Source organism: Lysobacter sp. Soil_C_15 (assembly GCF_057657315.1).
Genome location: NZ_JBDGIR010000012.1, coordinates 104,707 through 116,238, shown reverse-complemented (window position 1 = coordinate 116,238; position 11,532 = coordinate 104,707). Strand labels below are relative to the sequence as shown.

At 72.6% G+C, this 11,532-nt stretch carries 8 protein-coding genes; 4 read left to right on the top strand and 4 right to left on the bottom strand.

Going from position 1 to position 11,532, the window contains the following annotated elements:
- Positions 1-243: 243 nt before the first annotated feature.
- Genes AC3A57_RS21395 through AC3A57_RS21385 form a run of 3 tightly spaced genes read right to left on the bottom strand, consistent with a single transcriptional unit; the run spans position 244 to position 3,033 of the window.
- Positions 244-1,176, bottom strand: a complete 933-nt coding sequence (locus AC3A57_RS21395) for a tetratricopeptide repeat protein (protein WP_487580740.1) — start codon at positions 1,174-1,176, stop codon at positions 244-246.
- A gap of 16 nt (positions 1,177-1,192) precedes the next feature.
- Complete coding sequence (locus AC3A57_RS21390; RefSeq protein WP_487580739.1) at positions 1,193-1,666, bottom strand: hypothetical protein; 474 nt, start codon at positions 1,664-1,666, stop codon at positions 1,193-1,195.
- Positions 1,666-3,033 carry an ATP-binding protein gene (locus AC3A57_RS21385; RefSeq protein ID WP_487580738.1) on the bottom strand — a complete coding sequence of 456 codons (1,368 nt, stop codon included), beginning with the start codon at positions 3,031-3,033 and terminating at the stop codon, positions 1,666-1,668. Before AC3A57_RS21385 ends, AC3A57_RS21390 begins: the two co-directional genes overlap by 1 nt.
- A gap of 230 nt (positions 3,034-3,263) precedes the next feature.
- Between AC3A57_RS21385 and AC3A57_RS21380 the strand changes: the two genes are divergently transcribed.
- From AC3A57_RS21380 to AC3A57_RS21365, 4 genes are read left to right on the top strand one after another with little or no spacing between them, the layout of a single operon-like run.
- On the top strand, positions 3,264-4,394 hold the full coding sequence (locus AC3A57_RS21380; protein WP_487580744.1) for an AAA family ATPase: 1,131 nt from the start codon (positions 3,264-3,266) through the stop codon (positions 4,392-4,394).
- The gene (locus AC3A57_RS21375) at positions 4,391-4,807 is read left to right on the top strand and encodes a bpX5 domain-containing protein (RefSeq protein WP_487580737.1); all 417 of its coding nucleotides are present in this window, start codon (positions 4,391-4,393) and stop codon (positions 4,805-4,807) included. Before AC3A57_RS21380 ends, AC3A57_RS21375 begins: the two co-directional genes overlap by 4 nt.
- Before the next feature lie 3 nt (positions 4,808-4,810).
- Positions 4,811-6,652 (top strand): hypothetical protein, encoded by a 1,842-nt coding sequence (locus AC3A57_RS21370; RefSeq protein WP_487580736.1) that lies wholly within the window; start codon positions 4,811-4,813, stop codon positions 6,650-6,652.
- Entirely contained in the window at positions 6,645-9,356 is a 2,712-nt protein-coding gene (locus tag AC3A57_RS21365; RefSeq protein WP_487580735.1) for a bpX6 domain-containing protein, read from the top strand. Before AC3A57_RS21370 ends, AC3A57_RS21365 begins: the two co-directional genes overlap by 8 nt.
- 139 nt (positions 9,357-9,495) lie before the next feature.
- Here the strand turns inward: AC3A57_RS21365 and AC3A57_RS21360 are convergent, their stop codons facing one another.
- Positions 9,496-11,511 (bottom strand): M13 family metallopeptidase, encoded by a 2,016-nt coding sequence (locus AC3A57_RS21360; protein WP_487580734.1) that lies wholly within the window; start codon positions 11,509-11,511, stop codon positions 9,496-9,498.
- Between the last annotated feature and the right edge of the window lie 21 nt (positions 11,512-11,532).

The following is an 11,532-nucleotide window of genomic DNA, read 5'->3' as shown; positions in this document are numbered from 1 at the left end:
GAAAACGCCATTTCTGTTTCGAATCAAAAGCCACTATGGGACGCAGCTTGCGCGGGGCTGCTCCGCACAGGCCATCCTGGCCTGGCTGCGCACGGCCCGCATCCCTGCGGGCCGCCCTCCGGGGCTTCAGGGCGTTCTCGCGAGTTCGTAGCGGCGCCAAGCTCTTTACGACAACGACAACGACAACGGCAACGGCAACGGCAACGGCAGGCGTTTTGCGCGTCGCGCGGCGAACCAGGCGGCTCAGAACCCCGGGCGCAGCGTCACCTGCTGCAGTTCCTTCTTCACCGAGCGCCAGAACAGCCCCGGGGCGATCCAGGTGTAGGCGCAGAAGCCCAGCCACAATAGCGACAAGGGCAGGGTCCAGCGCTGCAGGCCGTTCTGGCTCAACGCGATCATGCCGACCTGGTAGAGCAGGAACAGGCCGAGCAGCATCACCACGGTGCGGGTGCGCGAGCCGGCGGTCAGATAGCTCTGGAAGCGCCACCACAGGCCCAGCAGCGGGCTGCGCCGGGCCTTGACCGCCGCCAGCAAGGTCAGCGCCTGTTCGTCCATCGGGTCCAGTTGCACCGCCCAGGCCGCGTGTTGGCGCGCGTCGTCGACGCGGCCGGCGGCCAGTTCGCAGTGGCCGAGCACGCACAGCGCTTCCAGGTGCTCGGGGTCGAGTTCCAGCACTTCCCGCGCCAGCGCTTCGGCCGCGCCGCGGTCGCCGCGGCGGAATTCCAGGGTCGCCAGCAGGGCGCGGTAATCCAGATCCTCCGGCTCCAGTTCGCAAGCGCGTCGCGCATGCTCCAGGGCGCGCTGGTCGTGGCCCCAAGCCAGGTGCAGGCGGGCGAAACCGTCCTCGATCACCGCCGAGGCCGGGTCGAGCTCGCGCGCCGCGTTCAAATGAGTTTCGGCCTCGGCCAAGCGCCGGCGCGCGATCGCGACCAGGGCCGCGGCCAGGTGCGCGGACACCGAATCGGGTTCCAGTTCGAGCGCGCGCGCGGCTTCCAGCGCAGCCACGTGCAGGCGCTTGCGCTTGAGCAGGCAGAACGCGAGCAGGGCGTGCGCCTCGGCCTGCTCGGGCTCTTCGCCGAGCAGGCGCAGCAGCACGTCGATGGCCTGGTCGACCTGGCCGTGGCCGTAATGGCGGCGGGCCAGGGCGAGGGCGTGGCGGGACAGGTCCAGGCTCATGCGCGCGGCTCCAGGCTCATTCCAGCACCATGCGCAGCAGCGCCGGCCATTGCAGATCGAACAGGCGGCGCGCGAACAACGTCGCCAGGATCAACAGCGGCAGGCCGTTGCGGGCCGCGCCGCCGTAGTACTCCCACAGCTCGAAGCACCGCTGCTGCATCATGTACAGCGCGTAGCCGGTGGCGAGCTTGAGGGTGATCAGCGACAGCAGGGCATAGGCCATGTAGCGCGGCGGCAGCCAGCCGGCCTGGCCGAGCGCGCCGAGCAGCCACAGCAGCGCCACCGCGCCGGCCAGGTTCAGCGCCAGCAGGGCCAGTTCGCGGCCGCGGGTCGGGCTGCCCAGGGCGAAGCTGTTGAACGCGAACCAGGCCAGGCCGAAGCCGTTGCCGGCCAGCATCAGGGTCAGCATCGGCCACAGCGGATCGACCGCGTAGCGCGACAGGCCCGACGGCAGCGGTTCGTCGGGCAGGCGATAGACCGAGGCCGCCATCAGCCGCCTCCGTGGCGCTTGAGGAACTCCAGCACTTCGTCGTACTGGCCGCCCTGGTTGGCGTAGCGGGCGTGGTTGCGCGCCGTGGTCAGCCATTCCAGGGTGGTGGCGCGGCTGTCCTTCAGCGCCGTGCGCAGGTGGGCCATGCTCAGCGGCACTTCGCGGCCCTGCTCGATGGAATCGTCGATCGCCTCGTCGATCGCGCTTTCGACCAGGTGGCGCAGGTCGGCGCCGGAATGGCCCGAACTCAGCCGGGCCAGTTCGGCGGCGTCGATCGCGCCGTCGAGCGGGCGCTCGCGCAGCAGCAGGTCGAGGATCGCGCGCCGCGCCGGTTCGTCCGGCGGCGGCACGAACAGCACCCGGTCGAAACGGCCGGGCCGGCGGAACGCCGAATCCACCGCCCAGGGCACGTTGGTCGCGCCGAGGATCAGCACGCCCTGGTTGTTCTGGCCGAAACCGTCGAGTTCGGTCAGGAACTGGCTGACCAGCTTGGCCGAGCCGGCTTCGCGCGAATGCTGGCGCTTGCCGCCGATCGCCTCGACCTCGTCGAAGAACACCACCGACGGCGCGGTCCGCCGCGCCTGTTCGAAGATCGCGTGCAGCTTGCGCTCGGACTCGCCGATGTACATGTCCAGCACGTCGGTGATGGCGACGTTGTAGAAGCGCGCGCCGCATTCGCCGGCGGTGGCGCGGGCGAGCAGGGTCTTGCCGCAGCCGGGCGGGCCGTACAGCAGGATGCCGCCGCCGGAGCGGCGCTTGAAGCGTTCGAACAGCGATGGCTTGAGGAACGGGGTGATGATGCGGCGGCGGATCTGCTGCTTGACCTCGTCCAGGCCGCCGACGTCGGCGAACGCGATCCGCTCCTGCGCCGGTTGCAGCAGGCGCACCACGTCTTCGGCGTCGGTATCGTCGTTGGCGACGCTGGTCTGCAGCCGGTTGCCGGGCACGGCATCCTGTTGCCGGCGCGCATGGGCCAGGGAGATCACCTTGCCGGCCAGTTCGTTGGCCAGCGCGGCGTCTTCCAGCGCCGGGTTCAGCGCGATCGCCTGCTGGTACAGCGCGCGCGCCTCGTCGCGGCGGCCGTCTTCCAGGCTCAGCCGCGAACGCGCCAGCAGCGCGGCGGCCGAGTTGGCCGGCGCCAGCCGGGCCACCTCGGCGTCGCGGCGGTGCTGCAGCAGCAGCCGCCAGGCGGCGTCGCGCTGCGCCGGCTCGGCGAGCAGGGTCTCGCCGCCGAGCTCGAGCGCGCGCAACAGGGCGTCCGGGTCGCCGGCGTTCAGGCAGGCCTTGAGCACCAGCGCGCCGAGGGCGGAATTCTGAGGGCTGGCCGCGAATGCGGCGAGCAGGTCCTCGAGCGGAGTTTCGGGCATGACGGCGTCCTGGCCGGGCGTGGCGAGGCACTAGGGTAATGAAAAACCGGGCAGGATAGACCGGCGCGGCGTTCAGAGTACGTGGCGCAGGTTGCGGTTCGTGCAGGCCAGCGCCTACAGTGCGCAGGTGGCGCCGGGTTGCTGGTGTCGCGCCCTACGCCAGCCCTGGGGAGGCCGGCCGCGGTCCGCGTGCCGTCGTCCCCGTACGCCAAGGATTCCGGCCGTCGATGATGTCCGAGCACGAACTCTCCGCCGCGCAGCAGGCCGCCGCCCGCGTCCGCGAAGCGGTGCACGCCGCCACCACCGGGCTGGTCGAACGCGAACAGCTCGCCGAGCTCATCGTGCTGGCCGCGGTGGCGCAGGAACACCTGCTGATCCTCGGCCCGCCGGGCACCGCCAAGAGCGCGGTGGTGCGCCGGGTCGCCGCCGCCCTGGGCGGGCGTTATTTCGAATACCTGCTCGGGCGCTTCACCGAGCCCTCGGAACTGTTCGGTCCGGTCGACCTGCGCCGGCTGCGCGAGGGCGTGGTCGAAACCGATGTCAGCGGCATGCTGCCCGAGGCCGAGATCGCCTTTCTCGACGAAGTCTTCCTCGGCTCCACCGCGATCCTGAACACCTTGCTCGGAGTGCTCAACGAGCGCCGGTTCCGCCGCGGCCACACCCAACTGGCCTGTCCGCTCCGGGTCTGCGTCGGCGCCGCGAACGGCTTGCCCGACGACGAGTCGCTGGCGGCCTTCGCCGACCGTTTCCTGTTGCACCTGTTCGTCGAACCGGTGCCGGACCATCAACTGGAAGCGCTGCTGGAAGGCGGCTGGGAAGCCGGCCGCGCGCGCCCGCAGCACTACGCCGACCTGGCCGACATCGACGCGTTGAGCCGCTGCGTCGACCAGGTCGATCTGGGCAGCGCGCGCGGCCTGCTCGCCGACGCGATCCGCAAGCTGCGCGGCGCCGGCCTGGGCCTGTCGGACCGGCGCATCGTCAAGGCGCAGCGGCTGATCGCGGCCGCGGCGGTGCTGGCCGGGCGCGAACGCGCCAGCGAGGCCGACCTGTGGCCGTTGTTCTACGTCATGCCGACCCGCGAAGCGCAGGCGGCGGCGCAGGACGCCTTGCGCGATTCGCTGTCGGCGGCGGCCAACCCGACCCTGCGCGCGGCGGTCGAGTACGCCGTGCTGCAGCCCTTGTCGCGCGAGGCGCGGCTGCTGGAGGCCGCACGCGCCAGCCTGGCGGCGGCCGCGGGCGACCACGCCGGCGCCGAAGCGGTGCTGCGCGAGATCGACGCCAACTTCGACGCCGTCTCGATTCCACCCGAACTCGCCGCCGAGCGCGCGCGGCTGGTCGCGCGGATAACGGCGCCGGTATGAACTGGCACTGGCGGGCTGAGGGGGCCCCGCCGACGCCGCAAGGCGCGATCGGCATCGGCGCGGCATCGCGACGCCTGCTCGACGCGGTCGAGCGGCTGCAACCGCATGCGCGCGAAACCCTGGCCCTGACCGCCAACGACGACAGCCTGATCGTCGCCGGCGCGGCCGAGGCGCTGCCCTGGTGCGAGGGCGTGGTCTATCTGGCGCCGCGCGCCGAGGCCACCACGCTGTGGCTGCCGACCCACGAACGGCCGGACCTGCCGCTGGACCTGCTGGCGCGGGCGATCGCGCGCCGGCACGGGCCGGCGCCGCTGGCGATGCTGCGCGCGCCGCGCCGGCTGCTGCCCTTGCAGCGCGCGTTGCCGGCCAGCGACGCCTTGCTGGCGCGGATCCGCGCCCACTGGCGGGACTGAGCGATGCGCCTGCCGGACACGCTCCAGCCCTGGGCGCCGTGGTTGATCTGGTTCGACGCCGAGATTGCCGGCGTGCTCGGCGAACTGTTGCTGCGCCTGCACCCGGCGCTGGGCGCGTTCCGCATGCGCGCCCAGCGCGGCGCGGCCGAGCCGGAAGGCATCGACGATCTGCGCAGGCGCGGTTCCTACGAGCGCCTGCTGCTCAGCGAGTGGGCGCTGGCCGATGCGGCGCCGGAGGAATTCGATCGGCGCGCCGCCGGCGGCGAGCATCTGTTCCTGAACCCGAAACTGGTCGCGCGCCAGGTCGATGCCTTGACCGTGGCGGTGTTCGACACCGGACCCAGCCAGCTCGGCGCGCCGCGCCTGGTCCACGCCGCGCTATGGATCCTGCTCGCGCAGCGCGCCCAGGCCGCCGGCGCGCGCTTCGCGTGGGGCGTGCTGGCCCGGCCCGGCGAGCTGCACGAGGCCGATTCGCCTGCGGCGCTCAAGCGCCTGCTCAGCGCGCGCAGCTTGACCGGCGGTGCGGCGCAGGCGCGCGCCAGCGCGGAGCAGGGCGTCGACCTGGCCGGCGACCTGCAGGCGCAGTGGGCGCAGGCGCTGGATGCGGCCGAACCCAGCCCGAGCGAGCGCTGGTCGGTCGGCGCGCATGCGCCGGGCTACGCGCTGGGCCATCGCGTCGACGTGCTCCGCGCCGACGCCGACGAGCTTGCGGTCACCGTCGCTGCGCGCCAGGCGCGGCGCGAACTGCGCCTGCGCCTGCCCGACCCGGAACCGTCCAGCCGCTTGCTGCGCGGCGAATTCGAGCGCCTCGCCGCGACCCGGCACAAGATCCCCGCCAGCGCGCGGCTGTCGCGGCAGCAGCCGCCGATCGTCGCCGCCGACGGACGTTCGGTGGCGACGCTGTGGGCGGGCGAAAGCGCGGCCTACGTGCAGCGGTTGACGCCGCCGCACGAGTCGCAACGCCTGTCGCCGCCCAAGACCACGCGCTGGGCCAGGCACCGGCACTTGCTCGCCGCGTGTCTGAGCGGACGCCATTTCGCCGGCGTGCTGACCCGTTCGCAGTTTCTCGATGCCTGGCAACTGGCCAATTGGGGCAGCCTGCCGCATCCGCTGCCGCAGCATCTCAACGCGGCGCCCGGCCAGGCGCGGCTGATGCAATGCGCCGACCTCGACGGGCGCGACGAGCAGCGCCATCTGCTGCTGTGGAGCGGCAGCCGGTTGCTGTGCTGGAGCGCGCGCCATCCGCGCAACGGCCGCCGCTGCGATCCGCCCGGCTATCGCATGCTCGAGGGCGTGATCGGCTTCGCCGCGATGCCGCCGAAGCGCGCGTTCTATCTGCAGCGCAGCGGCGAGGGCGTGCAGGTGTGCCGGTTCGATCGCGAAGGAAACAGCACGCTGTCGACGCTGCCCTGCACCGGCGAGGCCAGCGCGGGCTTCCTGTTCGGCCACGCCGGTAGCGACGGCTGGCAGGGCGATGTCGCGGTCGAGTTCCGCGCCGGCCAACGCGGCGGCGAACGCCACAGCCGCTGGCGGGTGTGGCGGCGCAGCGCGCGGCAGGGCCAGCAGGATTTCGAACTCGCGCTCGGCGCGCAGTGGAAAGTGATCGGCCTGGCGCCGATGCCGCAGGACGGCCCCGGCCTGATCGCGCTCGACCCCGAGCGCCGCGCGGTGGTGCGGATCGGCGAGCGCGAACGCACCACGCTGTACGCCTCGCCGCAGAAGATCAGTGTCGCCAGCGTCGCCGCGGCGGCCGATACGATCGCCCTGATCGACGTGTCCGGGCGGCTGACGATCCTGCGTCATCAAGGGCGGGACGTAGTGGTTTACGAGGGCGGCGATGACTGAGCCGGGTAACGCCGCGAACGCGCGCGCCGCCGCGCGCCACCCGGTCTGGCGCGGACGCCAGCAGGTGGCCGCGCTGTGGTTCGACGCCGCCTGGCTGGCGCCGGAATCGCGCGCCGAACGAATCCTGCAGGCCTGGGCGCCGGGTTGCCGCGCCTGGCGTTTCGCCCAGGGCGACCTGCTGTGCTTCGATCCGCCGCGGCCGATGCGTTGCGAGCGCGCGCCGGGGCTGCCGCTATGCCGGATCGGCGCCCACGCGCTGTATTCCGGGCCGCTGAGCGAGGCCGAGCGCGCCGGCCTGGCGCCGGCCGATCTGCACCTTAGCCTCGGCGGCGGGCTGCTCAGCCTGGAGCTGAGCCGGGCCGAAGTCTTGGATCCGTCGCTGGCGATCGGCCTCGACGAATACCCGCTTTACCCGACCTACGACTGCAGCGATGCGGTCGCCGAAGGCCGGCGCGAGCGCCTGCCGGTGAAGCCGGTGCGCGAGGTGTTCGGCCCGCGGGTGCCGGCGCCGAGCGCGCAGCGCGAGGCCTTCCTGGAGCGGCTGGCGCGCGGTCGCGAAGGCGGCCAGGGCTGGTGGCAGCGCGTCGCCGCTACGCGCGAGCGCATGGCCGGATGGCTGTTGGGCCGTGGCGCCGCGCCGGGGCGCGCGGCGACGACGGACGCGGTGCCCGCGCGACGAACCCCGCCGCCGCCGACGGCATGGCGCCAGTGGCTGGAGCGCCTGGCCGTCGCCAGCCGCGCATCGAGCCTGCTCGGCGCGCGCCAGGGCGCTTACCTGCGGCGATTGATGCAGCAGTTCGATCGCGGCGATCTGCTCGAGGCCCTGCGTCACGCCTTGCCGATCGACGGCCAGGATCCCGGCGTCGGCGCCGGCTTCGGCCTGCCCGGGCGGCGCGCCGACTTGGGCCTGCACGGCAAGGCGTCGTATGGACTGAACATCGACATCGGCGAGATGGCCCGGGAACTGCTGCGCAAGCGCTACCGCGCCGCGTTCCAGCGCCTGGACCGCGACGGCCGGGTCGACGAGGCCGCGTTCGTGCTCGCCGAACTGCTCAACGTGCGCCAGGAAGCGCTGGACTATCTGGTCCGCCACCAGCGCAACCAACAGGCCGCCGAACTCGCGCTGGGCTGGGACATGCCGGCCGATACGGTGATCCGCTTGCTGATGCTGGCCGGCGACCGCGAGCGCGCGGTGCTGGTCGCGCGCCGCGACGGCGCTTTCGCCAGCGCGGTGGCGATGCTGGAGAACGGGCATCCCGAGCATGCCCATCCAGAGCACGCCCTGGCCCTGCGTCGCGAATGGGGCCAGGCCCTGGTCGAACAAGGTCGCTGGTTGGCCGCGGTCGACGCGGTGTGGCCGGACCCGGGCTCGCGCGAGCAGGCCGCGCGCTGGCTGCTGGCGGCCGAGGAAGCCGGCGCCGAACTGTCGGCCGCGGCCCTGGTGCAGCGCGCCGCGCTGTTGCCGGATACGCTCATCCACTACGCAGCGCGGATCGAAGCCCTGGCCGACCCGGCCGCGGCGCCGGCGCCGCGTGCGGCCTTGGGCCAGGCCTTGGCCGCGCATAAGGGCCAGAACCGCGCGCTCGCCTTGCTGGCGACGCGGGTGCTGCCGGCCTTGGCGGCCGATCGCGCCCTCGGCGCCAACGAACTCGAAGCCCAGCAGTTGCAGCGGCTGCTGAAGCTGTCGCGCGACCCCTGGCTGCAGGCCGATCTGCCGGCGCTGCAGACGCCGCCGCTGCCGCGCCAGCGACTGTGGGACCGCACCGGCGAGCCGGCGCGGCTGCGGCTGGATCCCGCGCCGGGGTTGCAGCGCCCGCTCGACGTCGCCGCGCTCGCCGGCGGCCGCTATCTGGTCGCGCTGGGCGAGGCCGGGGTAGCGGCGTTCGATCGCCAGGGTCGGTGCCTGCGCCGCTATCCGGTGCCGGCTTCGCACCTGGTGATCGGCGACAGCGGCCAAGTCGCGCTGGCGGTGATCCGGCGCGACGCGATCGCGCGGGTGACCCGGCTGGACCTGGTCCGCCATCGCGTCGACGACCTCGGCGCGATGCGCCTGCAGTTCTTCGCCGACCGCTACGACGGCATCGCCTGGTCGGTGGTCGCCGACGAGCGCATCGCGGTGCTCGACGCGGCGCGACCAGGGCTCGACGCGCTGTGGAGCGTCGGCGACCTGGGCGGACCGGTGGTCGCGGCCCAGTACTTCGCCGGCGACGAGGTGTACCTGGTGCGCGAGCGCGAGTACGCCTCGGCCTGGCATTACCGCACCGGCGCGCGGCGCGCGCTGGTCTCGCGCAATCCGATCCGCACGCCGGGCGAGGGCGAGTCGGTGTATCTGCATCCGTACGCCGCGGCGCTGCCGGTGTTCGCCGACCCGCAGGCCGAGGGCGGCCTGTTGCTGGCCTATGAATGGGCCCGGCAGCGGCGCAGCGCGACGCTGGCGCCGCCGAGCGAAGCCGCGCAGCCGTTCTGGCATACCCTGCGCACCCTCGACGCCGGCCTGTTGGCCTGGCTGCAGGACGAGCGCCGCGCGCGCGCCTATGCGCTCAACCTGGCCGGGCAGGTGGTGGCCGAGATCGAATGGCCCGAACCCGGGCTGGGCGTGGCGGTGCGCGAGCAGGCCGGGCATCTGCTGCTGTTCGACGCGCACGGCCGGGTGCTGGACATCGACACCGAAACCTCGGCCCTGCGTTCGTTCGCGTTGCGCTGAGCGGCGCTGCCCGCAGCGGCGGGCCAAGCCAGAGCGCGAGCGGACGACGGAAAAGAAAAAGCCCGGCTTGCGCCGGGCTTTTCGTTGCGGCTTGCCGTCGCGGCCTGCGGCGGCCAGGCCGCCTCAAGCGTCCGAGCGATCAGGGGAAGATCTTGATCTGCTGGTCGGCCTTGCGCTGCATCGCCGTGCCGGCCTTGCAGCCGAAGGCCTCGCCGAACGCCGGCAGATTGGACAGCGGCAGGTTGGTGCGCCATTGGCCCGGGGCGTGGATGCCCGCGGCCGAACGCTGGGCGGCGACTTCCGGGCTCAGGTGCTGCGCCCACAGCCCAGCCCAGGCGCGGAAGAAGGCCTGGTTGGCGTCCTTGCTCGCCGAGGGCGCGGCGCTGCGGTAGGCGTTCCAGGCGATCTCCAGGCCGGCCTGGTCGGCGATGGCGACGTCGCGCACCTGGCCGCCGTTGACCTTGGTCCCGCTCAGGCCCGGATAGGCCTCGGCGCTGTACTGCGCGGCGACGCGGCTGCCCAGCGCTTCCCAGGCGGCGACTTCGTTCGCCGTCCACCAGTCGCGCACTTCCTGCTTGGCGTTGACGTAGCGGCCGCGGTTGTCGAAGCCGTGGGTGAGCTCGGCGCCGACCAGGGCGCCGTAGGAACCGTACTGCGCGGCTTCGGGCTTGCTCAGGTCCAGCACCGGCGCCTGCAGCATGGCCGCGGTGACGATCAGGCGGTTCTGGGCGATGTCGTAGGCCAGGGACGGCTCCTGCGGCAGCACGTCCCAGCGGCGGTCGGCGTTGCCGCGGCCGATCCGCTTCATTTCCTCGCGGTGGCGCCAGGTCGAGGCGATCAGCATGTTGCTGCCGAAGCTGCCGCGGCCCATCGGCTGCACGGTGTAGTCCAGGTCGCGCTTGGGCGTGCCGACTTCGATCTTGAGCTTGGCCAGCTTGGCGCGGGCCTCGTTCTTGACCGCGTCGGAAAAGCGGGTGTCGGCGTCGATCGACTTGGCCAGCGCTTCGCGGACCTGGTCGGCGATCTGCTCGGCGCGCTTGTCGGTGGCCGCCGGCAGGTAACGCGCGGCGTACTCGTGGCCGACCATCGGGCCGGCGGCGAGGGTGATCGCGTCGAGCACGGCCTGCTGGCGCGCGGGCGGCGCGGCCTGGCCGCGCAGCACCCGGCCGCGGAATTCGAACTCGGCGTCGCGGAAGGGCTTGGCCAGGTACGGCGCCATCGCGTCGCCGACCCGCCAGCGCAGATAGGTCTTCCACTGCTCGGGCTTGAGCGTGGCGACCAGGCCGTCGAGCTGGGCGAACAATTGCGGGTTGGCCAGCGAGACGCTGTCGTCGCTGACCCCCTGGGCCTTGAGGAAATCTCCCAACTGCATGCGCTTGTACTGCTTGGCCACGTCGGCCACCGCGACGCGGGCGTAGTTGGCGCGCGGATCGCGCAGGTCCGGCAGCGGCTTGGAGGCGCGGGCGATGCGGGTCTCCAGGTCGATCACCTGCTGCGACTCGGCCGCCAGCTTGTCCTTCGGCGTGCCGGTCAGGGCCAGGATCTTCTGCACGTAGTTGTTGTAGTGGCCGAGCAACTGGCGGGTGTCGTTGTCGCTGCGGGTGTAGTAGGCCGGATCCGGCAGGCCCAGGCCGCCCTGGCTGAAGTAGCCGATGTGGCGTTCCAGGTCCTGCAGGTCGATGTCGGCGCCGAAGTTGAACGCGACCGGGATGCCGACCTGGTGCAGGGCGGCGATCGAGGCCGGGATGTCCTTGGCCTTCTTGATCGCGTTGATGCGCGACAGCAGCGGCGCGATCGGCTGGGCGCCGTCGCGTTCGACCGCGGCCTCGTCCAGGCCGCTGGCCCAGAAATCGCCGAGCAGCTTCTGCACGTTGCCCTGCGGCGCGGTCATCGCGTTGTTGAGCAGTTCCAGCTGCTGCTTGCGGGCGTTGCCGGCGAGCTGCTCCAGGGTCGAGACCGAGCCGGCGCCGGACAGCGGGTTGGCGCGCAGCCAGTCGGCGTTGGCGCTGGCGTAGAAGTCGCTGCAGGCGGAAGCCGCGGCCGGCGCCTTGGGCTTGGCGGCGGCCTTCTTCTTGGCGGCGTCGGCGGCGGGCGAAGCCAGGCCGGCGATCAGGCTGAGGGCGAGGGCGCAGGCAAGCGGGCGTAGGGTCGACATCGCGTATTCCATCCTGGGGAT

Coding starts and splice junctions, on each gene's coding strand:
- AC3A57_RS21370 (WP_487580736.1), top strand. CDS start 4,811: ATGCGCCTGCCGGACACGCTCCAGCCCTGGGCGCCGTGGTTGATCTGG.
- AC3A57_RS21395 (WP_487580740.1), bottom strand. CDS start 1,176: ATGAGCCTGGACCTGTCCCGCCACGCCCTCGCCCTGGCCCGCCGCCAT.
- AC3A57_RS21365 (WP_487580735.1), top strand. CDS start 6,645: ATGACTGAGCCGGGTAACGCCGCGAACGCGCGCGCCGCCGCGCGCCAC.
- AC3A57_RS21380 (WP_487580744.1), top strand. CDS start 3,264: ATGTCCGAGCACGAACTCTCCGCCGCGCAGCAGGCCGCCGCCCGCGTC.
- AC3A57_RS21375 (WP_487580737.1), top strand. CDS start 4,391: ATGAACTGGCACTGGCGGGCTGAGGGGGCCCCGCCGACGCCGCAAGGC.
- AC3A57_RS21360 (WP_487580734.1), bottom strand. CDS start 11,511: ATGTCGACCCTACGCCCGCTTGCCTGCGCCCTCGCCCTCAGCCTGATC.
- AC3A57_RS21385 (WP_487580738.1), bottom strand. CDS start 3,033: ATGCCCGAAACTCCGCTCGAGGACCTGCTCGCCGCATTCGCGGCCAGC.
- AC3A57_RS21390 (WP_487580739.1), bottom strand. CDS start 1,666: ATGGCGGCCTCGGTCTATCGCCTGCCCGACGAACCGCTGCCGTCGGGC.